This is a genomic window from Rhizobium sp. BK275 (assembly GCF_014193555.1).
In the GTDB taxonomy this organism is placed as follows: Bacteria; Pseudomonadota; Alphaproteobacteria; order Rhizobiales; family Rhizobiaceae; genus Rhizobium.
This window is the reverse complement of the sequence record NZ_JACHZL010000008.1, coordinates 326,218-352,239: the sequence shown is the minus strand read 5'-3', so window position 1 is coordinate 352,239 and position 26,022 is coordinate 326,218. Positions and strand designations below refer to the sequence as shown.

Below are 26,022 nucleotides of genomic sequence, written 5' to 3'. Positions count from 1 at the left end.
CGAGCCGCCGATATTGTTCTGAGTTCGGTTATTTCGTCCGGCCGGCGGCGGTGAGGTCGCGTTTGGCGAGGTCGAGGATTCGGTTGACGCAATCGCGCGCGCCCGACGCATCCCGCAGGCGCAGTGCCTCGACCACCTTGCCATGCAGGGCAAGTGCCTCGCGGTGATCGGGCATCGCGACATTCGAGGCATGGAGCGCAAATTTCAGGGCGGCATGGATGGCGCTGGAGAGGCGGTGGAAGACCTGGTTGTGGCTCGCCTTCAGAAGCACCGTATGAAAGAGCAGATCAGCCTCGGTGAAGGCCTCGGAATCGTCGCTCGCCGATTGCATGCGCTGCCAGGCCTCTTCGAGATCGGCGATTTCCTGCGTGCTGGCGCGGCTTGCAGCATATTCGGCGGCAGCCGGCTCGATGGTGCGGCGGGCTTCGAGGATGCTGGCAAGCAGGTCGAAATCGCCGAGATGCGGTCCCATCCATTCCAGCACATCCTGATCGAGGATGTTCCATTCGTCCTTGTCGCAGACGGTAGTGCCGATGCGCGGCCTGCCGCGCACCAGCCCCTTGGATTCCAGAACCTTCAGGGATTCGCGGATGACGGTGCGGCTAACGCCATAGAGGTCGCAGAGATCGTTTTCGCGCGGCAGCAGCGTGCCGGCGGGATAGCGATTGGCGCAGATATCGCCGGCGATCGCCGCCGTGACGTTACGGCGGACGCGCGGCCGGCGCTCGGGCGCCGAGGCTTTTTCATCGCGTCTCGGTGCTGATTGCATCGGAAATTCCTCGTGACCCGTCTTCTAAAGCAATCATCATACACAGGCAATCTTCTTGTATGATGATTGTCATTCAATCTGGTGTCGTCTTCCGCGGATAGAGGACTATATTGCCGGTCGTAAGGGCAGAGTGTCCTTCGCGGTGGAGCGGCGCAACGCTTCGAAAATCAATCGAAACAGGAGGACGGCATGCAGATCAATCGTACAGCTTCGGCCCATTGGTCGGGTGGTCTCAAGGACGGCAAGGGGCAGATCTCGACCCAGAGCGGCGCGCTGAGCAATTATCCCTACGGCTTTGCAAGCCGCTTCGAAGGCATTGCCGGCACGAACCCTGAGGAGCTTATCGGCGCTGCCCATGCAGGCTGCTTCACCATGGCGCTGTCGCTGATCCTCGGCGAAGCCGGCCTCAAGGCCGACCATATGGAAACCTCGGCCAAGGTGACGCTGGAAAGCGTCGAAGGCGGCTTTGCCATTACCGCTATCCACCTGTCGCTGTCGGGCAGCATTCCAGGCGCCGACCAGGCGAAGTTCGAAGAGCTCGCCGGGATGGCGAAAGCCGGCTGCCCGGTTTCCAAGGCGCTGTCCGCCGTTCCGATCACGCTCGACGTTAAGCTCGTCTGATCTTTCAAGCCTGTTTTCGTTCCGATGCCGCAGCCTGCCCAGGCTGCGGCATTTTATTTGCATCGCAAAATCATTGACAAGTGAAGGATGATATTTTACGACTGACGAAATTCAAAATTCGTCAGTCGTAAAATATCAGGCCTGAAACCATGAATGACATCGCGGAAACCACTCTGGACGTCACACGGCAGGAAAATATCACCCGCATCTTGGATGCGGCCGAGCGGCTTTTCCGCCACTACGGCTATTCCAAGACGACCGTCGCGGATGTGGCCCGCGACCTCGGCATGTCGCCTGCCAATATCTACCGTTTCTTCGCCTCCAAGGTTGAGATCCACCAGGCGATCTGCGGACGCATGCTGGCGATGAGCTATGAGCTTGCGGCCAATATCTGCCATCAGAAGATCAGCGCTTCCGACCGGCTGCGCCAGTACGTGCGCAGCCAGTACCAGCTGACGCTCGACATGATGCTCGATCAGCAGAAAGTACATGAGATGGTGATCGTCGCGATCGAACGCGACTGGCATGTTATCGAGAAGCACATCGACTCCATTCACGCATTGATTGCCGACGTTATCCGCGACGGCATCGCTGCCGGTGAATTCGCCGACCAGGACCCCGAGGTCGCCTCCCGCTGCTTCGGAGCGGCGACCATCAATCTCTGCCACCCGCAAATGGTTGCCCAATGTCTTGCCAAGACAAACCGGGCGGCCGTGGACGAACTGATCGAATTTGCGATCAGGGCACTCAGAAAATAAGCGCGGCAAAAACCGTCAAGAAAACCCGAAACGATCAGGAGTGCGAAAGATGTTTTCGCTCAAGACCTTCAGCAACCGCATGCCGTCCGTCATGAGCCTCGCGCTCGTAAGCGCAGTCGCGCTTGGCGTCGCCGGCTGCACGGAAGAAAAGGCGGAGGTCAAGGACGTTATCCGGCCAGTCAAGGTCGTCGAGATCGCCAAGGCTAGCGATACCCGTACACTGGATTATTCCGGATCCGTGAGGGCGCGCACCGAAATGAACCTCGGCTTCCGCGTCGCCGGCAAGATCACCGAGCGTCTCGTCGATATCGGCGAGCAGGTGAAGCCGGGTGACGTTCTCGCGCGGATCGACTCGACCGACTATCAGCTTGCGGTGAAGACTGCCGAGGCCAACCTCGCCGCTGCCGAAAAGGCCGTCGAGACGGCCGATATCGCCAACCGCCGCGCCGAGCAGCTGTTCGACAAGAATGTCGCGCCGAAATCACAGGTCGAGCAGGCTTCTCTCAGCCATGATCAGGCAATTTCGAGCCGTGACGCTGCCGCTTCCGCGCTCGATCAGGCGAAGAACCAGGTGAGCTATACGGAACTCAAGGCTGACCACCGCGGTATCGTGACCACCATCAATGCCGATGTCGGACAGGTCGTGGGATCCGGCACGCCCGTCGTTGCCGTTGCCGTCGATGGCGAGAAGGAAGTACAGATCGCGGTGCCCGAAAACGATATCGCCCAGTTCAAGCCCGGCAAGACAGTGAAGGCGAGCTTTTGGTCCGATGACAAGCTTGTGCTTGACGGCACCGTTCGCGAGGTCGCAGGCAGCGCCGATCAGCAGTCGCGTACCTTCGCCGTGCGTGTCAGCCTGCCGAACGATCCGCGTGTGCTGCTCGGCATGACGGCGACGATCGAGGCCGATGTCAGCAATATGGATACCTACGTTTCCATCCCGCTCAGCGCGCTGGCGCAGAAGGACGGCAGGAAGGTCGTCTGGACCGTCGATCGCGGAACGGCAACCGTGCATTCCCGCGGCATCGAGGTCGCCGATTTCACCGGCGATGGCGTGCGCGTAACCAAGGGGCTCGACAATGGCGATCTCGTCGTTGCCGCCGGTACCCAATTCATGAGCGAAAACCTGAAGGTCAAGCTTCCCGATCAGCAATCGGCTTCGGCCGATACGGACGCAACCGTCCGCTGAAAGAATAGGGAGAGGGAACAGGATCATGGACGCCAACACCACTGAAAAGCGGCCCTTCAATCTTTCGCGCTGGGCGATCGGCCATCCGGGCATCGCACGCTTCCTGTTCGGGCTGATCCTGATCACCGGCGTGCTCGGCCTGACACGCATGGGCCAGAAGGAAGATCCGGACTTTACCTTCCGCGTCATGGTCGTCCAGGCGCTCTGGCCGGGGGCCTCCCTTCAGGACATGGAAGACCAGGTCACCAACAAGATCGAGCGCAAGCTGCAGGAAACCCCGCATCTCGACTGGGTGAAGTCCTATACGCGTGCCGGCAGCACAATCATCACCGTGCAGGTAAAGGGTGATACGGATTCCGCCCAGGTGGCAGACGCCTTCTACCAGGTGCGCAAGAAGGTCGGCGATATCAGCGGCGACCTGCCGCAGGGCCTGCTCGGCCCGTATTTCAACGACGAATTCGGCGACACTTTCATCACGCTGCATTCGATCAGCGGCGACGGTTATTCCTATCCTGAGCTGAAAAAGTACGCGATCCAGGCGCGTGACATGCTGCTGACGACGCCTGGTGTCGAAAAGGCCGTCGTCATCGGCGATCAGCCGGAGAAGATCTATATCGACGTCTCCTCCAAGGCGCTCGCCGAGCGCGGGCTGACGATTCCCGACCTTCAGAATGCCATCAAGGGCCAGAATGCCGTTGACCCCGCGGGCAATGTCGATACCGGTCTACGTTCGGTGCGTATCTCGGTCGAAGGCAATGTCCACAAGGTAGAAGATATCCGCGAACTGCGCCTGCGCTCCGGCAATCAGGTGACGCGCCTCGGCGATATCGCCACCGTCACCTCCGGCCTCGAAGATCCCTACCAGCGCAAGTACCGGTATAACGGGCACGATAGCGTGCAGGTCGGCGTCGTCATGGCCAAGGGCTTCAAGGTCACTGACGTCGGCAAGGACGTGGACGCGACCTACAAACGCTTCGAGGACTCGCTGCCTTACGGCGTCTCGGTCGATCAGATTTCCAACCAGCCTGACGTCGTGACCGATGCAGTCAGCGAATTCATGCATGCGCTCGGCGAAGCGCTCGCCATCGTGCTCATCGTCTCGTTCCTGTCAATCGGCTGGCGCTCGGGTCTTGTCATCGCCATCGCCATTCCTCTGGTATTGGCTGCGACCTTTGCCATCATGTACGAACTCGGCATCGACCTGCAGCGCATCTCGCTCGGCGCTCTCATCATCGCGCTCGGCCTGCTCGTCGACGATGCAATGATCGTCGTGGAATTGATGGAGCGAAAGCTCGAGGAAGGTCTCGTCAAGATCGATGCGGCGAGCTTCGCCTATTCCTCGACCGCTTTCCCGATGCTGACGGGTACGCTGATCACCACGGCCGGCTTCATTCCGGTGGGCTTTGCGGCCTCGACGGCCGGCGAATATGTGCGTTCGCTCTTCTATGTGGTCGGTATCGCGCTGGTGACCTCATGGTTCGTGGCGGTCTATTTCACGCCGTGGCTCGGCTACATGATCCTGAAGCAGCGTCATCATGCGGGCGAGCATCATGACGTGTTCGACACGCGCTTCTATCGCGGCTTGCGCCATACGGTCGGCTGGGCGGTGCGCCATCGCGTCATCGTGGTTGTGCTGACGCTCGCCACCTTCGTTGCCAGCCTCTGGAGCTTCCAGTTCATTCCGCAGAACTTCTTCCCGCAGTCCTCGCGTCCGGAAATCCTCGTCGATCTCTGGCTGCCCGAGGGCACCAGCATCAAGGAAGTGGAAGTCCAGGCCAAGGCGCTGGAAGCCAAGATGATGGACGATCCGGATAAGAAGTTCATCGCCACCTATATCGGCGAAGGCGCGCCGCGCTTCTTCCTGCCGCTCGACCAGCAGCTTAGCAACCCGAACTATGCGCAGCTCCTGATCATGGCCAATGACGAGCCGGCCCGTGAACGCCTCATCACCAAGCTCAGGACGATCCTTGCGGAAGATTTCCCATCCATCCGCGGCAAGGTCGACCGTCTGTTCCTCGGCCCGCCGACGGGCTGGCCGGTACAGATGCGCGTGATGGGTCCGGACCGTGGGGAAGTGCGTGAGATCGCCGATCAGGTAAAGGAACGCTTCGCCAAGGACCCGATGCTCGGCGCTGTTCATGACGACTGGCTGGAGCCGGTGCCGGCGATGAAGCTGGTCATCGACCAGGACCGTGCCCGTGCGCTTGGCGTCACCTCGCAGCGCGTCCGCCAGATGCTGCAGACCGCCATGTCCGGCGCGCCGCTCGACGACTTCCGCGACGGCGAGGAGACGGTGTCGATCGTCGCCCGCGAGCCGGATGCCAACCGTTCGCTGCTCTCAGCCGTCAACTCGGTCTATGTACCGACGGATTTCGGCGGTTTCGTTCCGGTCTCGCAGATCGCCAAGGTCGTGCCGTCAATGGAACAAGGCGTCGAATGGCGGCGCGACCGCCTGCCGACCATATCCGTGCGTGCGACATTGCCTGATAATGTTCAGTCGAATGACGTCGTGACCAAGCTGTACAACGACATGAAGGATCTGCGCGACAGCCTGCCGGCCGGCTACAAGATCGAGATCCAGGGCGGTGCCGAAGATTCGGCCGAAAGCCAGGCCTCGATTGCCGCCAAGGCGCCGATCATGCTCGTCGTCATCATGATCCTGCTGATGGCGCAGCTGCAGCATTTCGGCAAGGCGATGCTGGTCTTCGCCACCGGCCCGCTCGGCATCATCGGTGCCGCCTCGGCCCTGTTGATCAGCGGTGCGCCTTTCGGCTTCGTGGCGATCCTCGGCGTCATCGCGCTGCTCGGCATCATCATCCGCAACTCGATCATCCTCGTCGACCAGATCGATAAGGACATCAAGGCGGGCATGTACAGGCAGGAGGCGATCGTCGGAGCTGCCGTCCGCCGCTTCCGGCCGATCATGCTGACGGCGCTGACAGCCGTGCTGGCGCTGATCCCGATCTCGCGCGGCGTCTTCTGGGGTCCACTCGCCTACGCCATGATGGGCGGTATCCTGGTCGCCACCGTGCTGACCATCCTCGTACTGCCGGCCGGCTACGCTCTGTTCTTCGGCCGTGAGCCGAAGGCCGGGAATGACGAACATGCCAATGCCAACCAGGAAGAGGCGGATGGTGACATCCATCATCCGCCGGCATTGGCAGCCGAATGAGACAATGGCGCATGGCGCGGTCGAGGCCGCGCCATTTTTGTTTCACTCATCCTTTGTCTCACTCATCTTTTGTTTCGGGCCTTCGTGCTTGCGGCGGTAGTAGAGCGTCTGCCAGAGCATGTGGTCGCCGCGCACGCCATCGGCGTACAGGATGCTGCCGTCGAGGAGACGGGGGCGCTAAACGGGAGTAAAGATCGCCCTATATTCGTTGGAGGGAGGATATGACTGTGGCCGATTACCGTTTAGAAGCGAGCTGGAGCCCGGTCGAAGGACGTTTCGGGCGCTTCACTTTCACGCTCTTCAACCTTTCTGACGAACCGCTCTCCGGTTTTACGCTCGCCTATACTTCGCTCACCCGCGTGGCGGACGGACATGCCGCGGAACGTGCCGTGCTCAATCGGCGCGTTGCGAATTTTCATGAGTATTCTCCGCCTGATGGGCTCACGCTCAAGCCTGGCGACAGTTGGCAGTTTACTGTGGAGGGGCTGGCGAATGGCCCGAAGCACATCACGGCGGGCATCAAATCCGCCTATCTTACGCTTGCCGATGGCCGGCATGTCCCCGTCAGCTTCGGCGATCTGATGCTTGATGGCGCAGAGCGCGGCGAATTGCCTGAGCTGCTGCCGAGAGGCGAGGTGACGGAGCCGTTTTCGCTGCTGCCCTGGCCGCTCTCCCTATCAATGCGGCCGGACGAGGTGCCGCCCGTCGCGCTTTATCCGGCGGCCAGCTCGCGCGCCGAAGATATCAAGGCGGTGGCGAAGGTGCGGGCACTCTACCAACGACTCTTTCCCGCCGACAACGTGCCTTTCACGCTGCAGCCGGTCCAGGGTGGTCGGCCGATCCGCTTCGAGACGGAATCCTCGATCATGCCGACCGCTTATGAACTACGCTTCACGGCACAGGAAATCATTCTCGCCACGGATGATGCGGCAGGGCGGTTCTACGGGCTTATCAGCCTCGCCCAATTGCTGCACGGTGCGCGCCGGGATGCCGAGATCTTCCAGTTTCCCGTCTTCGGCGATATTGCCGACCAGCCTCGCTACGAGTGGCGCGGCTGTCATCTCGATGTCAGCAGGCAGTTCTATCCGGTCGAGGATATCGAGCGGCTGATCGATATCCTCGCCTGGAACAAGCTCAACATTTTCCATTGGCATCTGACCGACGATGAGGCCTGGCGACTGGAGATCAAGGCCTATCCGGAGCTCACGGAGATCGGCGCAAAACGCGGGCCGGATGAGGTTCTCGTGCCGCAGCTTGGTGACGGGGCCGAACCGCGATCGGGATATTACACGCAGGACGACGCGCGCCGGATCGTCGCTCACGCCGCTGCACTTCATGTCGATGTCGTGGCCGAGATCGATATTCCCGGGCACAGCGCAGCCGCTCTCTTTTCTCTGCCAAAGCTTGTCGATGGGCAGGAGGCGCCGGGCAGCTACCGCTCGGTGCAGGGCTATCCGAATAATGCGCTCAATCCGGCGATTGAGTTCACCTATGAATTCCTGGGCAAGGTGTTCGACGAGGTGGCAGCACTCTTTCCCTTCGACTATCTCCATATCGGCGGGGATGAGGTGCCGCATGGTTCCTGGCTCGCCTCACCGGCCTGCAAAGCATTGATGGAGAAGGAAAAGCTTGCCGGCACGGCCGAGCTCCAGTCGCATTTCATGCGGCGGATCAAGGCCATGCTTGCCGAACGCGGCAAGAAGCTTGCCGGCTGGAACGAGGTCTCGCATGGCGGCGGCGTCGATCGCGACGGCACGCTGCTGATGGCCTGGGAGAAGCCGGAGGTCGGCATCGAGCTGGCGGGCGAGGGCTATGATATCGTCATGACGCCGGGGCAGGCCTATTATCTCGATATGGCCCAGGCGGAAGGCTGGGGAGAGCCGGGTGCGAGTTGGGCTGGTTTCACGCCACCGGAAAAGACCTATGCATACGAACCCGAGGGCGAGTTCCCAGAGGAGTTGAGAGAGCGGATGCGTGGCATCCAGGCTTGCATCTGGGGCGAAAATTTCGTCTCGAGGGCCTATTTCAACCGGTTGGTCTTCCCGCGGCTGTCGGCGGTTGCGGAAGCTGCCTGGACCCCGACACTCCGAAAGGACTGGCTGCGCTTCGCCGCGATCGTCAGGATGTGGCCGAAGCTTTAAAGTTGGTTATTACGCAATTCCGGACGCAAACCCGCTGCACACTTTTGCTGGAATTGCTTCAGGCTGCTTCGGCCTTCAGACCCAGAAGCGCTGCGCCGATCAGACCGGGTTCGATGCGGCATTCACTGCGCACCACCAGCGGCCGATCGAATTTCCGCAGGATACGGGCACGCACTGCCTGATCGAGTTCGGCGAGAAGCGGTTCGACATTCGATAGGCCGCCGCCGACTGGCACGATCGTTGCGCCCGTTATGTTGACAGCGAGCGCCAGCGGCGAAGCGACGAGATCCACATAGACGTCGATGGTGCGGTTGGCCTTTTCCTCGCCTTTGCGCCAGTTGGTGACGATTTCTTCGCTGGAGAGGTCGAGATCGTGCAGCGTCTTGTGCAGGCGTTCCAGGCCGCGTGCGCCGCCGACGGTATCGACGCAGCCTTTCTGGCCGCAGCCGCAGGCATAAGCGGGAATGGCGACCGGCGGAGTGCCTGCCTGCGACGCGATAATCGGGCCGTGGCCCCATTCTCCCGCAAATCCGCCTGACGCATTGATGAGGCGACCATCGGAGACGATGCCGCCGCCGACGCCGGTGCCGAGGATGGCGCCGAAGACGATGCGGTGGCCGCGGCCGGCGCCGAGCTCGGCTTCCGCCATGGCGAAGCAATCGGCATCATTGGCGATCAGCACGGGCAGGCCGAGCGTAGCCTCCAGATCGGCAGCGAGATTGCGGCCGTGGATGCAGGGTATGTTGGCGACGATCAGGCGCTGCGTGTCCGGGTCGACGACGCCGGCAATCGAGAGCGCAATGCGGGAGGGTTGTTCGCCGGCCTCGGTGATAAAGCTCTTCAGCGTTTTGACGAAAGCCGGGAAATCGTCCTTCGGCGTCGGGCGGCGGCCGAGCGGTACGATGTCGGATTCTGAACGCGCAATTCCGCCCTTGATGGCGGAGCCACCGATATCGAATGAAATGATCATCTGGTGTCTGCCGATTGTCTGTGTCGGCGTCTGCTCGCACTCTTGGCGGGGAATTACAAGGATTATTCGATAAATGAACTAAGTTACTGGCATGCGCGCACCGAAATTTTCATCCGTCAGGGTCATGCTATTGGCATATTGCACGGGCAAGCTTTTCATTATTCACCTGCCGATGCCGGATTCATGACCATCGAAAATACCGAAGCCAATAGAACGACCACTCGCAGGCCGCGCCCAAAAGGCCGGCGGCTTTCCTCCATCCTGCGACAGATGGCGGCGGATCGAAGCCGTGAACGAGTGTCGATCGGAGATCTGTTCCAGACGATGGGCGACCGGGCGATCGGCGCATTGATGCTGATCTTCGCATTGCCGAACGCCTTTCCAACACCGCCCGGCACCTCCTCGCTGCTCGGCGCTCCCCTGGTATTCCTCGCTGCGCAGCTCACCTTCGGCTTGAAGCCGTGGTTGCCGAAGGCAATTGCGGCGCGCTCCATGCGACGGGAGGATTTCGAGACGATCGTTGGGCGCATCCATCCCTGGCTCGCCTGGGCGGAACGCATGCTGCAGCCGCGGCTCAGCATTTTCGTGGAGCCGCCTGCGGAATATCTGGCGGGCTTCTGCTGCCTGGTGCTGGCGATCGTTCTCGTGCTGCCGGTGCCGCTCGGCAATATCCTGCCGGCGATTGCGATTTCCGTCTTTGCCTTTGCAATTCTCGGCCGGGACGGGCTGTTTTCGCTCCTTGGCTTCGTCATGACGGCGGTTTCCGTCACTGTTGCCGGTGGGGTGATCTACGGTCTCTTCAAGGCTGCCATCTACATCGTCATGCAGTGGTTCGGATAAAGAACTGGCTGCTCACTTTTTCAACGCCCTCGACATTTGCCCGATTTTTGGTTTGATCTGGCGCCAGACAGACTCAAAGAAATCAATGGCGGCGATAGATGGTGAAGAGATCGGAGACCTCCGGACGGCTGGATGACGCGGCGCGCGCCGGTTGGCTCTATTATGTTGCCGGCCGTACGCAGGATGAAATCGCGTCCGCCATGGGCATTTCGCGCCAGTCGGCACAGCGGCTTGTCTCGCTCGCCGTGGCCGAGCGGCTGATCAAGGTACGGCTCGACCATCCGATTGCCGCCTGCCTCGAACTCGGTAATCAGCTGCGCAAGAAATTCGGTCTTAAGCACGTCGAGGTCGTTCCGAGCGATCCAGGCTCATCATCGACGACGGTCGGCATTGCGGAGGCGGCAGCTTCCGAGATCGAGCGCTGGCTGAAGCGCCCCGATCCGATCGTGCTCGCGGTCGGCACCGGGCGAACGCTGAAGGCGGCCGTCGACCAGTTGCCGGCGATCGAATGTCCCAATCACCGCATCGTTTCGCTGACGGGCAATATCGCCCCGGACGGTTCGGCCGCCTATTACAACGTCATCTTCAGCATGGCCGATGCCGTGAAGGCGCGGCACTATCCGATGCCGCTGCCGGTTCTCGTCACCTCGGCGGAGGAGCGCGAGCTTCTGCATGGCCAGCAGCTCGTGCGCTCGACGCTGGCGATCAGCGCACAGGCGGATGTGACCTTCGTCGGTATCGGCGAGCTCGGGATCGACGGCCCGCTCTGCGTCGACGGTTTCCTCGAGAAGGACGAGATGATGGAACTGATGCGCGGCGGCGCGGCGGGCGAGATTTGCGGCTGGATATTCGACGCCGACGGCAAGCTGCTCGACAACCCGATCAACGAGCGTGTCGCATCGGCTCCGATCCCGCCGCGCGATTCGTCTGTCGTCATCGGGATTGCCAAGGGCAAGCGCAAGTTCAAGGCGATCAGGGCGGCCATCAGCGGCCATCAGGTGAACGGTTTGATCACGGACGAAGAGACCGCTGAGTTTTTGCTCAATAACTGAGCAAAAATATTACCTTTCTGAATCAATGCTATAGCTCGATTGTTCGGCATCGCAGCAACGATTGCCAATTGACAAATTTTCTCCGCTGATGAGTAATTGCCCATGAGCAAAGCGAATGCTCACTACTCATCTTCTGGGAGGAAGATATGACATTGAGAACTTTCCTGCTGGGCGCCTGCTCGGCAATGGCGTTTGCCGGCATGGCTTCGGCCGAGACGCTGACAATCGCGACCGTGAACAACGGCGACATGATCCGGATGCAGAAGCTGACGGATGACTTCAAGGCGAAAAATCCCGGCATCGACCTTGAATGGGTAACCCTCGAAGAAAACGTACTGCGCCAGAAGGTCACGACCGACATCGCGACCAAGGGTGGCCAGTATGACGTGCTCACGATCGGCACCTATGAAGTTCCGATCTGGGCAAAGCAGGGCTGGCTGCTGCCGCTCGACAATCTCGGCGACAGCTACGACGTGAATGACCTGCTGCCGGCTATCCGCAGCGGCATCAGCCAGGACGGCAAGCTCTATGCAGCTCCGTTCTACGGCGAAAGCTCCATGGTCATGTACCGCAAGGACCTGTTCGACGCCGCCGGCCTGAAGATGCCCGACGCGCCGACCTGGGACTTCATCGCAGACGCTGCGAAGAAGATCACCAACAAGGACAAGGAAATCTACGGCATCTGCCTGCGCGGCAAGGCCGGCTGGGGCGAAAACATGGCCTTCCTGACGGCGATGTCGAACTCTTTCGGCGCTCGCTGGTTCGATGAAGAGTGGAAGCCGCAGTTCGATCAGCCCGAGTGGAAGGACACGCTGACCTTCTACGTCAACCTGATGAAGGAAGCCGGCCCTCCGGGTGCTTCTTCCAACGGCTTCAACGAAAATCTGGCGCTCTTCCAGACCGGCAAGTGCGGCATGTGGATCGACGCAACGGTTGCTGCTTCCTTCGTGGCCGATCCGAAGCAGTCGCAGGTTGCCGACAAGGTCGGCTTTGCGCTGGCTCCGGACAAGGGCCTCGGCAAGCGCGGCAACTGGCTCTGGGCTTGGAACCTCGCCATTCCGGCAGGCTCGCAGAAGTCTGAAGCCGCCGAGAAGTTCATCGCCTGGGCAACCAGCAAGGACTACACCAATCTCGTCGCCGAAAAGGAAGGCTGGCTGAATGCACCTCCCGGCACCCGCACTTCGCTCTATGCGAATGCCGACTACCAGAAGGCCGCTCCGTTTGCGAAGATGACGCTCGACAGCATCAACTCCGCCGACCCGACCAAGCCGACTGTCAAGCCGGTTCCCTATGTCGGCGTCCAGTTCGTGGCGATCCCGGAATTCCAGGGCATCGGCACGGCTGTCGGCCAGCAGTTCTCCGCAGCTCTTGCCGGCCAGATCTCGGTCGACCAGGCCCTGCAGAGCGCGCAGCAGCTGACCACCCGCGAAATGACCAAGGCGGGCTATATCAAGTAAAACCTCCTGAGCATGTACGGAATGCTTGACATTCCGCACCTCCGGGCCGCCGATCATCCGAACTGTATCGGCGGCCGCTTTTTCCAAAGCTGTTTCGCAGCCATTTCCGCTTCAGATCAGACCGGTGATTGCTATGGCAACGTTCCACACTCGCTCCGCAGCACGCCTGATGATAGCACCGTCCGTGGTGCTGCTCTTCGCGTGGATGATCGTCCCGCTGGCGATGACGATTTACTTCTCCCTGCTGAATTACAATCTGCTCAGCCCGGGCATGGAGAGTTTCGTCGGTCTCTTAAACTACCAATACTTCCTCACCGATCCGGCCTTCTTCGCAGCGCTCATCAATACGCTGGTGCTGGTCGCCGGTGTGCTTCTGATCACCGTCGTCGGCGGTATCCTCTTTGCGCTGCTGCTCGACCAGGACATTTACGGTCAGGGAATCGTGCGTATCCTGGTCATCGCGCCTTTCTTCGTCATGCCGACGGTGGCAGCGCTTGTCTGGAAGAACATGTTCATGAATCCGGTCAACGGCCTCTTCGCCTATATGGCAAAGGCTGTCGGCCTGCAGCCGATCGACTGGCTGGCAAGCGTCCCGCTGTTTTCGATCATTCTGATCGTCGCCTGGCAATGGCTTCCCTTCACCACGCTCATCCTGCTCACGGCGCTGCAGTCGCTCGATGAAGAGCAGAAGGAAGCCGCCGAGATGGACGGCGCCGGAGCGATCTCGAAATTTATCTATATCATCCTGCCGCACATGGCCCGCGCCATCACGGTAGTGATCCTCATCCAGACGATCTTCCTGCTGTCGGTCTTTGCCGAAATCCTCGTCACCACCAATGGCGGCCCGGGCACGCAGAGCACGAACCTCACCTATCTCGTCTATGTACAGGCGCTGCTGCAGTTCGATATCGGCGGGGCTTCGGCGGGCGGTATCGTGGCGGTCGTGCTTGCCAATATCGTTGCGATCTTCCTCGTGCGCCTCGTCGGCAAGAATCTGGAGGCTTGAGATGGCTAGAAAGGTTACTACCCAACGTAAAGTCATCATGACCGCGATCGCCTGGACGCTCGCCATCCTGATCTTCTTCCCGATCCTCTGGACTTTCCTGACGAGCTTCAAGTCGGAGGCAGATGCGATCGCCTCGCCGCCGCAGTTCCTGTTCTTCCACTGGACGACGGAGAACTACGCGGAGGTGCAGAGCCGCTCCAACTATCTCAGCCACTTCATGAATTCGGTGGTGATCTCCTTCGGCTCGACGCTGATCGGCCTCATCATCGCAATTCCCGCCGCCTGGGCCATGGCCTTTGCGCCGACTAAGCGGACCAAAGATGTGCTGATGTGGATGCTGTCGACGAAGATGATGCCGCCGGTCGGCGCGCTCATCCCGATCTACCTGATGTTTCGCAATTCGGGCCTGCTCGATACGCGCACCGGTCTGGTGATCGCGCTGACACTGATCAACCTGCCGATCATCGTCTGGATGCTCTACACCTACTTCAAGGAAATTCCCGGCGAGATCCTTGAAGCCGCCCGCATGGATGGTGCATCGCTCGCCAAGGAAATCATCTATGTGCTGACGCCGATGGCGGTGCCGGGCATCGCCTCGACGCTGCTGCTCAACATCATCCTCGCCTGGAACGAAGCCTTCTGGACGCTGAACCTCACGGCCTCCAAGGCAGCGCCGCTGACGGCCTTCATCGCCTCCTATTCGAGCCCGGAAGGCCTGTTCTACGCCAAGCTTTCGGCGGCTTCGACCATGGCGATCGCGCCGATCCTCATCCTCGGCTGGTTCAGCCAGAAACAACTTGTCCGCGGCCTGACTTTCGGCGCGGTGAAATAAGATCATAGGGAGAGAAACATGGGCAGCATTACCCTTCAAAAGGTTTCGAAGGTCTTCGGCGAAGCCAAGGTCATCCCTTCGATCGATCTCGATATCAGGGACGGCGAATTCGTCGTCTTCGTCGGCCCCTCCGGCTGCGGCAAGTCCACGCTTCTACGCCTGATCGCCGGTCTCGAAGATGTCTCCGGCGGCAAGATCGTCATCGACGGCAAGGATGCGACCGAGAAGGCGCCGTCCGAGCGAGGGCTGGCGATGGTCTTCCAGTCCTACGCGCTCTATCCACATATGAGCGTGCGCAACAACATCGCCTTCCCGCTGAAGATGGCGGGCATGGACAAGGCAGAGATCGACCGCAAGGTGAACGATGCGGCGCGCGTGCTGAACCTCGGCGAGTATCTGGACCGCAAGCCGCGCCAGCTTTCGGGCGGTCAGCGTCAGCGTGTCGCCATCGGCCGTGCGATCGTGCGCCAACCTTCGGCCTTCCTCTTCGACGAGCCGCTGTCGAACCTTGATGCGGCGCTGCGCGTCAACATGCGCATCGAAATCAGCGAGCTGCACCAGCAGCTCAAGACGACGATGGTCTATGTCACCCACGACCAGGTGGAAGCCATGACCATGGCCGACAAGATCGTGGTTCTGAACAGGGGCAATATCGAGCAGGTCGGTTCGCCGCTGGAGCTATACCGCAGCCCGCGAAACCTCTTCGTTGCAGGCTTCATCGGCTCGCCCAAGATGAATTTCATCAAGGGGCAGAATGCTGCGCAGCTCAATGCGCACACGATCGGCATCCGTCCAGAACATGTGCTGCTGTCGACCGAGAGCGGCGACTGGAAGGGCAGGGTCATGGTGGCCGAACATCTCGGCTCCGATACGTTCCTGCATGTCGATGTCGAGGGTATCGGGATGGTGACGGCGCGCAGCAACGGCGACTTTGCGTCCAAGGCCGGTGATACTGTCTACCTGACGCCGGACAAGATACGCATCCATAAATTCAACGAGAGCGGTCTCGCCATCTGAGGCAGCCGCCGGCTGGGGGCAGACATGCGGACCGGGCGGCTTCGTCCGGCCCGCGCTACCGGGAGGACGAAAGCCCTTTCGCAAGACCTTCAAGAGGACTGAAACATGACGTGGAAACTATCGCTGGCAACGCTCGCCGAGGCAGCAAAGACTGCAGCCATTCCGGCCTATGAGCGGGCGTCGCTGAAAGCCGGCATCGTGCACTTCGGCGTCGGTAACTTCCATCGCGCGCATCAAGCGATTTATCTCGACGATCTCTTCAATGCCGGCAGCGATCACAACTGGGCTATCATCGGTGCGGGCGTCCTGCCCTCGGATGCGGCCATGCGCGAGAAGCTTGCGGCGCAGGATTTCCTGACGACCGTCGTCGAGCAGGACAACAACAAGACGTCGGCGCGCGTGACCGCGCCGATGATCGATATCCTGCCGGTCGGCGAACCTGATGTCATCATTGCCAAGCTGGCCGATCCCGAGATCCGTATCGTCTCGATGACGATCACCGAAGGCGGCTACTTCATCGATGCCTCGGGCAAGTTCAATCCGGCGCATCCGGCGATTGCCGCCGACGGGCAGAACCCCTCTGCGCCGAAGACGGTCTTCGGTCTGATCGTTGCCGGCCTGAAGGCGCGCAAAGACAAGGGCGTCGAGCCCTTCACCGTCATGTCCTGCGACAACATTCCCCATAATGGCGTCATCACCGCAAATGCTGTCGTCGGAACGGCCAAGCTTTCCGATCCTGCCTTTGCCGACTGGATCAAGGCCAACGTCTCCTTCCCGAACGGCATGGTGGACCGCATCACGCCGGCGACCAGCCAGCGCGAGATCGATTTCCTCAAGCAGACTTTCGATATCGAGGACAACTGGCCGGTCTATTGCGAAGAATTCAAGCAGTGGGTGCTGGAGGACAAGTTCCCGATGGGGCGCCCGGCGCTCGAAAAGGTCGGCGTCACCTTCGTACCCGATGTCACGCCCTATGAGCATATGAAGATCCGCATCCTCAACGGCGGCCATGCGGCGATCGCCTATCCGGCGGCGCTGATGGACATTCATTTCGTGCATGAGGCAATGGAGAACGATCTGATCCGCGCCTTCCTCGCCAAGCTGGAAAACGAGGAAATCATCCCGATCGTACCGCCGGTGCCGGATACGTCGCTTGCCGATTATTTCAAGCTGATCGAACGCCGTTTCCTCAACCCGAAGATCGCCGACACGATCCCGCGGCTGGCACAGGATGGCTCCAACCGTCAGCCGAAATTCATCCTGCCCTCGACGCTCGACAACCTGCGCCAAGGTAGGGATGTCGTCGGCCTCGCGCTCGTCTCTGCGCTCTGGTGCCGCTACTTCTTCGGCAAGAGCGACAGCGGCAAGGACATCGTCTTCAACGATGTCAGCGCCGACCGTCTGCACGAGGCGGCGGTAAAGGCCAAGGACGATCCCGCGGCCTTCCTCGTCTTCGACGATATTTTCGGCGAGGTGGCGAAATCCGAGCTTTTCCGCAAGCGTTTCGCCCATGCGCTCAAAACCCTGTGGGAAAAAGGCACGAAGGAAACCTTGCAGCTCTATCTCGACGGCAAGCTCGCAGTGTAAGAAATCCCGGTGGCGGTGTTTCTGCCGCCATCCCGGCCTTGCGGACAAAGCAGGACGGTTGCGTCCGAACTGAACTCAGGTTGGGTCTTCCATGTCTGATGCTGAACCACGGCTGGTCATTTTCGATTGCGACGGTGTGCTCGTCGACAGTGAGCCGATTTCGATCAGCGTTCTCGTCAGGGCGATGGCCGACCTCGGCGTGACGATCACCGAGGACGAGGCCTATGAGCGTTTCCTCGGTCGCAGCCTTGCAACCCTGATCGACATATTGGAAACGGAGTTCAATGTGCATGCCAACGAGGCGTTTCTCGAAGGCATCCGCACCAATCTCTACGCCCGCTTCCGCACCGAGCTGAAACCCATGGCGGGCATTGGCGAAACGATCGATGCGCTTGGTGTTCCCTGCTGTGTAGCTTCGTCGAGCCAGGTCGAGCGGATCAGGCTGTCGCTTTCAGTCACCGGGCTCCTACCGAAGCTGCCGAATATCTTCAGCGCCAGCATGGTCAAGCGCGGCAAACCGGCGCCCGATCTGTTCCTCTACGCGGCCAGCAAAATGCAAGTCGAGCCGCGCGACTGCATCGTCATCGAGGACAGTCCGGCCGGTATTGCCGCAGCAAAAGCGGCGGGCATGACGGTCTTCGCCTTCACCGGCGGCTCGCATGCCAACTTCGCCGGATACCGGGAAGAACTCGACCGTCTTTCACCGGAAGTGGTGTTTGACGCCATGCCGGAATTGATACACCTTGTCCGCAAACAAAAGCGGGACGGGACTCAGCATTGATGCGTGATCATGTGGTTGCGGTGGACATCGGCACGGGTAGCGCACGCGCCGGTGTCTTTGACGCGCATGGCCACCTGCTTGCCAAGGCTGAACATCCTATTGTCATGAATCGGCCGCGCGAGAACCATGCCGAGCATGATTCCGAGGATATCTGGGCGGCCGTCTGCATTGCGGTGCGCACCGCGATGGGCCAGTCCTGCATTGAAGCGGCCGCTATTGGCGCGATCGGTTTCGACGCCACTTGTTCGCTTGTGGTGCGTGACACCGAGGGCAGGCAGATCAGCGTTTCCACCGGCGGTGAGACGCGTTTCGACACCATCGTCTGGCTCGATCATCGGGCACTGAAGGAAGCCGATTTCTGTACGGCGACGAAGCATGAGGTGCTGGAACATTCCGGCAATGTCATGTCGCCGGAAATGGAAATGCCGAAGCTGATGTGGCTGAAGAAGAAGCTGCCGGCGACCTGGGAGAAGGCCGGCCATTTCTTCGATCTCGCTGACTTCCTGACCTGGAAGGCCACCGGTTCGCTTGCGCGCTCCCGCTGCACGCTGACAGCCAAGTGGAACTATCTGGCTCACAAGGAAAAGGGCTGGCGGCAGGATTTCCTGCAGCAGATCGGTCTTGAGGATCTGCTGGCACGCGGCCATCTGCCGGATGAGACGGCAGCCGTCGGCGAGAGCATCGGTAAGTTGACGCCGCAGGCTGCCGAAGCATTGGGCCTGACCACCGATTGCCATGTCTCGGCCGGAATGATCGATGCCTATGCCGGCGCTCTCGGCACGCTCAGCGGCTATGCCGGCGATCCGGCAAAGCTCGAGCATCAGCTTGCGCTGATTGCCGGGACATCGAGCTGCGTTGTCGCCTTTTCCCGCGAGCGAAAGCCGAGCCAGGGAATGTGGGGGCCGTATTACGAGGCGGTCTTTCCGCAATCATGGCTCGTCGAGGCTGGCCAATCGGCGGCCGGTGCGCTGCTCGATCATATCGTGCGCATGCATGCGGCCGGCGGTGAGCCGACCACGGTGCTGCATCAGAGGATCGTCGCCCGCATCGCTGAACTCAGGGCAGAGGAGGGTGACGCGCTCGGTGCGCGGATCTTCGTCCTTCCCGATTTTCACGGCAACCGGTCGCCGCTGGCCGATCCGCATGCCGTCGGCGTCGTCAGCGGGCTGACGCTCGATACGTCCTTCGACGGGCTCTGCGCGCTCTATTGGCGGACCGCAGTCGGAATTGCGCTCGGCATCCGTCATATCCTCGAAAAGATGAGAGATCACGGCTACGTGCCGAATACGCTGCATGTGGCCGGCGGGCATGTGAAGAACCCCGTTTTGATGGAACTCTATTCGGATGTGACGGGCTGCAAGGTCATCGTGCCTGGCATGAACGAGGCGGTACTGCTCGGCACCGCGATCGCTGCATCGGTTGCCTGCGGCTTACACAGAGATTTGGCGGCGGCGGGCAAAGCCATGTATCCGGGCGGCGTTGAACGGCTTCCCGACAGGAGCAAGCAGGCGTTTTACGACCGCGATTATCGCCGCTTTCTTGCCATGTATCGTCACCGGGCAGAGCTGGAAGCCGTGGAATAGAGCCTTTGCTGGTTAGATTGAAGCAAAGGCTCAGCGGTTTGTCGCCTCGCCGAGGATCGTTGCAAATTCCACCATGCGTCGGCGACGCTGGCTCGCCTCCTCGCCGGCATTCAATATGACCGCCTCGGACAGACAATCGAGCAAGGCGATCAGCGGCGGCAGGTTATCCGCGTCGGGCGCGCGGGCAGGCGGCAGAGGCAGGACGATATTCGCCTGTTCGGGCAGCCAGTCCGCATGCTGGGCGGAAATCAAGATCACCTTGTAGCCGTAGCGTCGGGCAGTCCGCGCAAGCAGCCGCGACCTGGTGAAGCGCCGGCAATCGATGATGACGAGCACGGCATCGTCGACGAAGGAACGGGCGAAAAGCTCCGTGAAGCGGCTTCCCGCGCCGTCGATCGCACGCACGCCGTCGCGAGCCTGGGTCAGTCGCTGGCAGAAATGATTGGAGAAGCCGGCAAGTCTGGCATGGGTGGCGACGAAGACCTCTTTAGCGGCACCGATCATTGCGACGGCTTCGGCCCAATGCGGCTGCGCAGTCAGATGATAGATGTGATGCAGCGCCTGTATCTGTTCGGCCACGAGAACGGCGAGTGCCTTGCCCTCCGATGCATCCGTCTGCAATTCCGTCATCGCGCTCTGGAATTGGACGGGAGAGGTCGTTGCCGTTTCGCGGATCTCCACCTTGACGCTGTCCAGGCCCTGATAGCCGAGTGCACGAAGGAAACGGCCAACCGTCATGGGCGAAAGATCAAGCCGGTCGGCAACCGACGCAGCGGTTTCGAACGGCAGGTCGTTCAAGTGTTCTGTGAAATATTTCGCGATGCGTCGTTCGGCAGGCGTGCCGGACTTGGCGTATTGCCTAAGCTTCTCTACAAAATCTTCCACGTCGCAGCCTCCCCCATTTCCTCAGAGGCTTTCCGTGGATTCATGCAGTGCCGAATCCTTGTTTCTTAATATTGTCCGGAAGCTCTTCTTATGGCCCACACGTATTTCGAACACTATGAACTATATATTAGCACATAATTTTCGACAAGTTTTCTATTCATGCATGTAATTTTCAACTGACTTGCCGGAAGGACGCAGGTTTCCTACATGACGCTGCGTAACGGAGACGCCAGAGAAATGATCCTTGAGGCCGCTCGCCTTTCACTTGCCAACCTGTTTGCGCCAGAGACCCGGTCGGCTTTCTGGAAAGTTCTGGGACTGACGGTGCTGGTGCTGATCGGCTTATGGTTTGCGCTGCGCGGTCTGTTCATCAATTTCGCCTTTCCCTGGGTGGCCGGGTTCTTTCCCGAGATGCCTGATTGGGCCGGCTGGCTCAGCTTCGTTTTCCTTGTCGCCGCCGGTATCGGCCTTGCGCTCGGTCTGGCGCTGCTGCTTTCGCCGGTCACCGCTCTGATAGCCGGCCTCTTTCTCGACGACGTCGCGGAAGTAATCGAAAAGCGGGATTATCCGCAGGAGGCGCCGGGCAAGGCCATGCCGCTCGGTCCTGCAATGGCAAGCTCGCTCAAATTTCTCGGCGTGGTCATCGTCGGCAATATCATCGCGCTCTTCCTGCTCTTCATTCCCGGCATCAATCTCGTGGCCTTCTTCCTAGTGAACGGCTACTTGCTCGGGCGGGAATTCTTCGAGTTCGCGGCCATGCGCTTCCGTTCGCCGCCGGAGGCGCGGCTGTTTCGCGCCAAGCATGGTCCAACCGTCTTTCTCGGCGGTCTGGTGATCGCACTTTTCCTGGCGATCCCGATCGTCAACCTGCTCACACCGCTCTTTGCTGCCGGCATGATGGTGCATCTGCATAAGCTGATCTCGGCGCGCGATCCCGGTTTCCGCGCTTAACCAGGCAGCGCTGCCGCGTCATACATGACAGCGTATTCGGCGCTCGGCGGGATCGGCTTGATGATGTCGATCAGCACGCCGTTCGGGTCGGCGGTAATGAAATGGCGCTGGCCGAAAGCCTCGTCGCGAATCTCGCGCAGGATCGGCAGGTCGGCCGCCGTGCAGGCAGCGTAGATCGCGTCCACATCCTCTACCTCGAAATTCAGCAGAAGCCCGGAGACCTTGCCGCGGCCCGCAGCCGGAATGGTTTCGTGGCTGCCATCAAGCACGGCGAGCGTCACATGCTCATCCTCTGTCGATTGCAGATGAATGTACCAGTCGCTTTCGAACAGCCGCTGGAAACGGAAATGGCGGCAATAGAAGGCAGCCGTGCCGGCAACGTCATCCGTCATGATGACAGGATAGTAGCTCGTCGATTTCATCGCTTTCCCTCCTTCGGATCTTTACGTGCAGTCTGTATGTTTTTGTAATTAACATACATTCAGATTGTATGTAAAGAAGAGTCATGAGTCGCAGCAATCGTGAGAGAACCGAGCAGACCAGACAGGCCCTGATGGATGCCGCGCGCCGGCTTTTCGTCGAGAAGGGATATGCGGCGACGGCGACGCCTGACATTGTCGCGGCAGCCGGCGTCACGCGCGGGGCTCTCTACCATCACTTTGAAGACAAGAAGGCGCTCTTCCGGGCGGTGATCGCAAGAGAGGCGGCTGATGTCGCCGAAGAGATAGAGAAGCGCGCAAAGCCGGAAACCGAACCGCGTGCGGCACTGCTTGCAGGTGCCGCAGCCTATTTCGATGCGATGGCGGTGGCAGGGCGGACACGGCTGCTTCTGCTCGAGGCGCCGGCGGTGATTGGCCTGCCTGCGGCCACGCAGATCGATGTCGAGACTACAGAAGCGACATTGCGGGCAGGGCTCGAAGCCTGTCTGCCGCAGGCCAGCACACTGCTCGGGCCATTGACGGCTCTGCTGTCAGCCGGCTTCGACCGCGCAGCAATCGCCATCGAAGCGGGCGGCAGGCGTGAAGAATATGAGAGGGCGATTGTTGCCCTACTCGACGGCCTCGCCGATCACCTGCGGAGGTAGTTCGACCAGCGGTGCCGGGATATCGCAGCTCTTTTCCGGCGATTTGCAGATGTCGGCGATCACGCAGCGTTCGCATTCCGGGCGGCGGGCCTTGCAGGTATAGCGGCCATGCAGGATCAGCCAGTGATGAGCGTGATAGAGGTAGTGCTTCGGCACGACCTTCATCAGCCGCTCTTCCACCTCGTCGGGTGTTTTGCCCGGCGCGAGCTTGATACGGTTGGCAATGCGGAAGATGTGGGTGTCGACGGCCATCGTTGCCTGGCCGAAAGCCATTGACAGTACGACATTGGCGGTCTTTCGGCCGACGCCCGGCAGGCGAACCAGCTCCTCGCGCGTCTCCGGCACCTTGCCGCCGAACTCGTCGACCAGCATCTGCGAGAGCGCAATGACGTTCTTCGCCTTGTTGCGATAAAGTCCGATCGTCCTGATGTAGTCACGGACCTTCTCCTCGCCGAGATCGAGCATTTTCTGCGGCGTATCGGCGACCTTGAAGAGCGCGCGCGTCGCCTTGTTGACGCCGGCATCGGTCGCCTGGGCGGAGAGTGCCACCGCCACGACGAGGGTGAAGGGATTGGTGTGTTCCAGTTCGCCCCGTGGCTCCGGACGCTGAATGGAGAAGCGGCGGAAGATCTCCTCGCGTTCGGCGAGCGAATAGGCGGTCTTCACCGCCGCCGGCTTGCGGTTGACGATCACATTCGAGTCTTGCGACGGTTTGGTAACGGATTTGAGTTTCGGATTCGCCATGGAAAATCTATACTCGGCGGCCATGATGGAAAGCAACGCCGACAGCCGCAACGATCAGCCGGTTTTCGCAGCCGAACTCTTTCCCTACCGTTCGCTCGGGCGGAAGGGCTTCAAGGTGTTGCTCGGCATGTCCGGCGCGATCTGCTTCATCTACGGCATGTTCTTCATCGTGACCGGCGCCTGGCCGATCGGCTTCTTCTTCGGCCTGGATTTCCTGCTGCTTTATGGTGCCTTCTGGCTGAACTACCGGTCCGGCAGGGTGCGGGAAGAGGTGACGGTTTCACGCACCGATGTTGCGGTGCGCAAGTTCTCCCCCTCGGGCCGCATGATCGAGCATCACTTCAATCCGTTCTGGACGCGCTTTCTCGTGCGCCGACATCAGGAGATCGGCATTCTCTCCATGCATATTTTCGGGGAGGGCAAACGCACCGATGTCGGCTCCTTTCTCAATCCTGACGATCGCGAGAGCTTCGCCAAGGCCTTCAAGGGCGCATTGGCAACGGTAAGACAGCGTATTTGAGAATCGGGGCGCAAGAAACGGGTGGTTTAGCTGCTCGCCCTTGATTATCTCCTTTGTAAAGGAGAAAGACGATGAACATGATCGCGAAGCTCGACACAGATATCACTCCTGATGGCCCTGATTACGATATCGTCCGTCAAGTCATCGAACTCATCAGCGAGGAATATCGCGACCAGCCGTCGCTTGAAGCGATTGCCGCTCGGCTGAACCAGTCGCCGACGCAGCTCCAGAAGACATTCACCCGCTGGGCCGGCCTGTCGCCGAAAGCCTTCCTGCAGGCCGTGACGCTCGACCACGCCAAGCGGCTGCTGCGCAGGGAAGAAATGCCGCTGCTCGAAACTTCGATCGAGGTCGGTCTCTCAGGCCCGAGCCGCCTGCACGACCTGTTCGTCACGCATGAGGCAATGTCTCCGGGCGAATGGAAGGCGAAGGGCGGTGGGCTGACGATCCGTTACGGGTTCCACGCTTGCCCATTCGGGACGGCGCTCGTCATGGTTACGGACCGCGGCCTCGCAGGTCTCGCTTTCAGCGATTCCGGCGATGAAAAGGCCTGTCTCGAGGATATGACCTGCCGCTGGCCGAACGCTGATTATGTCGAGGACCGCCAAGCGACAGCACCCTATGCCGAGCGTATCTTCCAGCCGGGCCGCTGGACATCGGACCAGCCGTTGAGGGTCGTCCTGATCGGCACGGATTTCCAGGTCAGCGTCTGGCAGAGCCTCTTGAAAATCCCCTTCGGCAAGGCTGTGACCTATAGCGATATCGCCAAGGATATCGGTCGACCGACTGCCATGCGCGCGGTCGGTGCGGCGGTCGGGGCCAACCCGATTTCCTTCGTCGTGCCCTGCCACCGCGCACTCGGCAAGAACGGGGCATTGACTGGATACCATTGGGGTCTCACCCGCAAGCGGGCGATGCTCGGCTGGGAATCGGCGCACGCCTGACCGACGCGATAGGCCGAGGCCGTTCAGGCGGCTTCGGCGAGTTCCAGCAGCGCTTTTGCCGCACTCTCATCTGTTATCAGCGTGTTGCAGCCGACCCGCTTGATCGTCGCGCGGATCGCGACGGCGCGGTGTGCGCCGCCGGAAGACAGCACGATGTGCTTCGCCTTCTTCAGCGTATCGAGATCCACCGACATGACCCGCTCATTGATCGAATGGTCGACGGAATTGCCGTCCTTGTCCAGAAAGTTGAACATGGTGTCACAGACGCAGCCGGCATCTATCAACTGCTGCAACTCGGCCTTCGAAATCCAGCCCTCGGAGAGCGAGGTCGAATGCGGGCCGATATCGCCGCAGCTGACGATCGCGAGATCAAGGTTTTCCGCCAGCTGATAGATCGTATCGAGCCCGCATTTTTCGACAAGGTTGCGCTTGGTCTCGGTCGAATCGACGAGCAGTGGGGCGAGGAACATGTAGCACTCGGCGCCAAGCTGGTTTGCCAACCGCCAAGTGTAGTCGATCGGGTTCGTCTGGTGGACAGCGACGATGCCGCCGAGCAGGGAGACAATCTTGCAATTGTCCCGGCGCGGCGGGCGAAAGCTCGCGAGCGAGGCGGTCATGGTGCGACCCCAGCCGACGCCGATCGTGTAATCGTCCGGAATGGCCTCCGACAGGAACTGGCCGAGCGCCAGACCGACATTCTTTGCCAGGGAATTGACGTCGCAATTGGCGGGCTGCGGCACGACGATAGCCTCGTCCAGCCCGTAAGCCCGCTCGAGCTTGACCGACAGCTCGACACAGTCCCCGATGGAATCGTTAATCCAGATCTGCACTTCGCTGCGTTTCATCGCCTCGTCGAGCAGGCGGATGACGGTAGTGCGGCTGATGCCGAGCTGTTCGGCGACATCCTTCTGGGTCAGGCCCTCGTTATAGTAGAGCCATGCGGCCCTCAGCCTGAGCGACGAGGCTTCGGAATAGGCAGTGTGCGTGCCGCGTTTCAGCTTGACCACATCTCCTCCCGCGCCGATTTCGCCCTAGATCTTTGCCATCAATAGCATAAGGTTGCGATATCGGCTTTGTTCCCGCGATAATGCCGGGTGTGACACTTATGTCAATTGAAAT

Annotated in this window: 24 protein-coding genes; 18 read left to right on the top strand and 6 right to left on the bottom strand. The window is 60.4% G+C overall.

Annotated elements, in window-relative coordinates; all coding sequences use genetic code 11:
* Positions 1-28: 28 nt before the first annotated feature.
* Positions 29-769 carry a FadR/GntR family transcriptional regulator gene (locus tag FHT82_RS25160; protein ID WP_183735412.1) on the bottom strand — a complete coding sequence of 247 codons (741 nt, stop codon included), beginning with the start codon at positions 767-769 and terminating at the stop codon, positions 29-31.
* A gap of 189 nt (positions 770-958) precedes the next feature.
* Between FHT82_RS25160 and FHT82_RS25155 the strand changes: the two genes are divergently transcribed.
* The 5 genes from FHT82_RS25155 (at position 959) to FHT82_RS25135 (ending at position 8,650) form a co-directional block, all read left to right on the top strand.
* Complete coding sequence (locus FHT82_RS25155; RefSeq protein WP_007820406.1) at positions 959-1,390, top strand: OsmC family protein; 432 nt, start codon at positions 959-961, stop codon at positions 1,388-1,390.
* Positions 1,391-1,539: 149 nt separating this feature from the next.
* Positions 1,540-2,148 carry a TetR family transcriptional regulator gene (locus FHT82_RS25150; RefSeq protein ID WP_183735411.1) on the top strand — a complete coding sequence of 203 codons (609 nt, stop codon included), beginning with the start codon at positions 1,540-1,542 and terminating at the stop codon, positions 2,146-2,148.
* Positions 2,149-2,197: 49 nt separating this feature from the next.
* Positions 2,198-3,337, top strand: coding sequence for an efflux RND transporter periplasmic adaptor subunit (locus FHT82_RS25145; RefSeq protein WP_183735410.1), 1,140 nt, complete (start codon positions 2,198-2,200; stop codon positions 3,335-3,337).
* Positions 3,338-3,362: 25 nt separating this feature from the next.
* Positions 3,363-6,509, top strand: coding sequence for an efflux RND transporter permease subunit (locus FHT82_RS25140; RefSeq protein WP_183735409.1), 3,147 nt, complete (start codon positions 3,363-3,365; stop codon positions 6,507-6,509).
* 227 nt (positions 6,510-6,736) lie between these two features.
* Entirely contained in the window at positions 6,737-8,650 is a 1,914-nt protein-coding gene (locus FHT82_RS25135; protein WP_183735474.1) for a family 20 glycosylhydrolase, read from the top strand.
* Between the two features lie 58 nt (positions 8,651-8,708).
* Here FHT82_RS25135 and FHT82_RS25130 read toward each other — a convergent pair whose 3' ends face one another.
* Positions 8,709-9,620 carry an ROK family protein gene (locus FHT82_RS25130; protein WP_183735408.1) on the bottom strand — a complete coding sequence of 304 codons (912 nt, stop codon included), beginning with the start codon at positions 9,618-9,620 and terminating at the stop codon, positions 8,709-8,711.
* A gap of 261 nt (positions 9,621-9,881) precedes the next feature.
* Here FHT82_RS25130 and FHT82_RS25125 point away from each other — a divergent pair, with 261 nt between their 5' ends.
* The 9 genes from FHT82_RS25125 (at position 9,882) to FHT82_RS25085 (ending at position 19,775) form a co-directional block, all read left to right on the top strand.
* Positions 9,882-10,460: an exopolysaccharide biosynthesis protein gene (locus FHT82_RS25125; protein WP_183735473.1), complete on the top strand. Its 579-nt coding sequence runs from the start codon at positions 9,882-9,884 to the stop codon at positions 10,458-10,460.
* A gap of 98 nt (positions 10,461-10,558) precedes the next feature.
* Positions 10,559-11,512 carry a sugar-binding transcriptional regulator gene (locus FHT82_RS25120; RefSeq protein ID WP_183735407.1) on the top strand — a complete coding sequence of 318 codons (954 nt, stop codon included), beginning with the start codon at positions 10,559-10,561 and terminating at the stop codon, positions 11,510-11,512.
* A gap of 146 nt (positions 11,513-11,658) precedes the next feature.
* On the top strand, positions 11,659-12,969 hold the full coding sequence (locus FHT82_RS25115) for a sugar ABC transporter substrate-binding protein (RefSeq protein ID WP_183735406.1): 1,311 nt from the start codon (positions 11,659-11,661) through the stop codon (positions 12,967-12,969).
* Positions 12,970-13,102: 133 nt separating this feature from the next.
* Positions 13,103-13,975, top strand: a complete 873-nt coding sequence (locus tag FHT82_RS25110) for a sugar ABC transporter permease (RefSeq protein WP_183735405.1) — start codon at positions 13,103-13,105, stop codon at positions 13,973-13,975.
* Position 13,976: 1 nt separating this feature from the next.
* Entirely contained in the window at positions 13,977-14,807 is an 831-nt protein-coding gene (locus tag FHT82_RS25105) for a carbohydrate ABC transporter permease (RefSeq protein WP_183735404.1), read from the top strand.
* Between the two features lie 18 nt (positions 14,808-14,825).
* Complete coding sequence (locus FHT82_RS25100; RefSeq protein WP_183735403.1) at positions 14,826-15,824, top strand: ABC transporter ATP-binding protein; 999 nt, start codon at positions 14,826-14,828, stop codon at positions 15,822-15,824.
* A 105-nt stretch (positions 15,825-15,929) separates the two neighbouring features.
* Positions 15,930-17,411, top strand: a complete 1,482-nt coding sequence (locus tag FHT82_RS25095; RefSeq protein ID WP_183735402.1) for a mannitol dehydrogenase family protein — start codon at positions 15,930-15,932, stop codon at positions 17,409-17,411.
* Between the two features lie 91 nt (positions 17,412-17,502).
* Positions 17,503-18,192 (top strand): HAD family hydrolase, encoded by a 690-nt coding sequence (locus FHT82_RS25090; RefSeq protein WP_183735401.1) that lies wholly within the window; start codon positions 17,503-17,505, stop codon positions 18,190-18,192.
* Positions 18,192-19,775, top strand: coding sequence for an FGGY-family carbohydrate kinase (locus FHT82_RS25085; protein ID WP_183735400.1), 1,584 nt, complete (start codon positions 18,192-18,194; stop codon positions 19,773-19,775). The genes FHT82_RS25090 and FHT82_RS25085 overlap by 1 nt, the downstream gene beginning before the upstream one ends.
* 30 nt (positions 19,776-19,805) lie before the next feature.
* Here the strand turns inward: FHT82_RS25085 and FHT82_RS25080 are convergent, their stop codons facing one another.
* Positions 19,806-20,660 carry a MurR/RpiR family transcriptional regulator gene (locus FHT82_RS25080; RefSeq protein WP_183735399.1) on the bottom strand — a complete coding sequence of 285 codons (855 nt, stop codon included), beginning with the start codon at positions 20,658-20,660 and terminating at the stop codon, positions 19,806-19,808.
* A gap of 237 nt (positions 20,661-20,897) precedes the next feature.
* Here FHT82_RS25080 and FHT82_RS25075 point away from each other — a divergent pair, with 237 nt between their 5' ends.
* A complete protein-coding gene (locus FHT82_RS25075) occupies positions 20,898-21,611 on the top strand; it encodes a sulfate transporter family protein (RefSeq protein ID WP_183735472.1) in 714 nt (237 codons plus the stop codon).
* On the opposite strand, the gene FHT82_RS25070 is transcribed toward FHT82_RS25075, so the two are convergent.
* Positions 21,608-22,033, bottom strand: a complete 426-nt coding sequence (locus FHT82_RS25070; protein WP_183735398.1) for a VOC family protein — start codon at positions 22,031-22,033, stop codon at positions 21,608-21,610. The genes FHT82_RS25075 and FHT82_RS25070 overlap by 4 nt on opposite strands.
* An 83-nt stretch (positions 22,034-22,116) precedes the next feature.
* Between FHT82_RS25070 and FHT82_RS25065 the strand changes: the two genes are divergently transcribed.
* Positions 22,117-22,695 (top strand): TetR family transcriptional regulator, encoded by a 579-nt coding sequence (locus FHT82_RS25065; protein WP_183735397.1) that lies wholly within the window; start codon positions 22,117-22,119, stop codon positions 22,693-22,695.
* Here the strand turns inward: FHT82_RS25065 and nth are convergent.
* Positions 22,660-23,463 (bottom strand): endonuclease III, encoded by an 804-nt coding sequence (gene nth / locus FHT82_RS25060; protein WP_183735396.1) that lies wholly within the window; start codon positions 23,461-23,463, stop codon positions 22,660-22,662. The two genes, FHT82_RS25065 and nth, sit on opposite strands and share 36 nt — an antisense overlap.
* Here nth and FHT82_RS25055 point away from each other — a divergent pair.
* Entirely contained in the window at positions 23,462-23,959 is a 498-nt protein-coding gene (locus FHT82_RS25055) for a DUF2244 domain-containing protein (protein WP_183735471.1), read from the top strand. The genes nth and FHT82_RS25055 overlap by 2 nt on opposite strands.
* Positions 23,960-24,030: 71 nt before the next feature.
* Entirely contained in the window at positions 24,031-24,903 is an 873-nt protein-coding gene (locus FHT82_RS25050; protein ID WP_183735395.1) for a bifunctional helix-turn-helix domain-containing protein/methylated-DNA--[protein]-cysteine S-methyltransferase, read from the top strand.
* A 23-nt stretch (positions 24,904-24,926) separates the two neighbouring features.
* Here FHT82_RS25050 and FHT82_RS25045 read toward each other — a convergent pair whose 3' ends face one another.
* Entirely contained in the window at positions 24,927-25,910 is a 984-nt protein-coding gene (locus tag FHT82_RS25045; protein WP_183735394.1) for a sugar-binding transcriptional regulator, read from the bottom strand.
* Positions 25,911-26,022: the final 112 nt, after the last annotated feature.

What these genes read in the sequence shown, in the direction of transcription:
- FHT82_RS25160 (WP_183735412.1), bottom strand. Translation starts at nt 769, where the DNA reads ATGCAATCAGCACCGAGACGCGATGAAAAAGCCTCGGCGCCCGAGCGC.
- FHT82_RS25155 (WP_007820406.1), top strand. Translation starts at nt 959, where the DNA reads ATGCAGATCAATCGTACAGCTTCGGCCCATTGGTCGGGTGGTCTCAAG.
- FHT82_RS25150 (WP_183735411.1), top strand. Translation starts at nt 1,540, where the DNA reads ATGAATGACATCGCGGAAACCACTCTGGACGTCACACGGCAGGAAAAT.
- FHT82_RS25145 (WP_183735410.1), top strand. Translation starts at nt 2,198, where the DNA reads ATGTTTTCGCTCAAGACCTTCAGCAACCGCATGCCGTCCGTCATGAGC.
- FHT82_RS25140 (WP_183735409.1), top strand. Translation starts at nt 3,363, where the DNA reads ATGGACGCCAACACCACTGAAAAGCGGCCCTTCAATCTTTCGCGCTGG.
- FHT82_RS25130 (WP_183735408.1), bottom strand. Translation starts at nt 9,620, where the DNA reads ATGATCATTTCATTCGATATCGGTGGCTCCGCCATCAAGGGCGGAATT.
- FHT82_RS25120 (WP_183735407.1), top strand. Translation starts at nt 10,559, where the DNA reads ATGGTGAAGAGATCGGAGACCTCCGGACGGCTGGATGACGCGGCGCGC.
- FHT82_RS25115 (WP_183735406.1), top strand. Translation starts at nt 11,659, where the DNA reads ATGACATTGAGAACTTTCCTGCTGGGCGCCTGCTCGGCAATGGCGTTT.
- FHT82_RS25110 (WP_183735405.1), top strand. Translation starts at nt 13,103, where the DNA reads ATGGCAACGTTCCACACTCGCTCCGCAGCACGCCTGATGATAGCACCG.
- FHT82_RS25105 (WP_183735404.1), top strand. Translation starts at nt 13,977, where the DNA reads ATGGCTAGAAAGGTTACTACCCAACGTAAAGTCATCATGACCGCGATC.
- FHT82_RS25100 (WP_183735403.1), top strand. Translation starts at nt 14,826, where the DNA reads ATGGGCAGCATTACCCTTCAAAAGGTTTCGAAGGTCTTCGGCGAAGCC.
- FHT82_RS25095 (WP_183735402.1), top strand. Translation starts at nt 15,930, where the DNA reads ATGACGTGGAAACTATCGCTGGCAACGCTCGCCGAGGCAGCAAAGACT.
- FHT82_RS25090 (WP_183735401.1), top strand. Translation starts at nt 17,503, where the DNA reads ATGTCTGATGCTGAACCACGGCTGGTCATTTTCGATTGCGACGGTGTG.
- FHT82_RS25085 (WP_183735400.1), top strand. Translation starts at nt 18,192, where the DNA reads ATGCGTGATCATGTGGTTGCGGTGGACATCGGCACGGGTAGCGCACGC.
- FHT82_RS25075 (WP_183735472.1), top strand. Translation starts at nt 20,898, where the DNA reads ATGATCCTTGAGGCCGCTCGCCTTTCACTTGCCAACCTGTTTGCGCCA.
- FHT82_RS25070 (WP_183735398.1), bottom strand. Translation starts at nt 22,033, where the DNA reads ATGAAATCGACGAGCTACTATCCTGTCATCATGACGGATGACGTTGCC.
- FHT82_RS25065 (WP_183735397.1), top strand. Translation starts at nt 22,117, where the DNA reads ATGAGTCGCAGCAATCGTGAGAGAACCGAGCAGACCAGACAGGCCCTG.
- FHT82_RS25055 (WP_183735471.1), top strand. Translation starts at nt 23,462, where the DNA reads ATGATGGAAAGCAACGCCGACAGCCGCAACGATCAGCCGGTTTTCGCA.
- nth (WP_183735396.1), bottom strand. Translation starts at nt 23,463, where the DNA reads ATGGCCGCCGAGTATAGATTTTCCATGGCGAATCCGAAACTCAAATCC.
- FHT82_RS25050 (WP_183735395.1), top strand. Translation starts at nt 24,031, where the DNA reads ATGAACATGATCGCGAAGCTCGACACAGATATCACTCCTGATGGCCCT.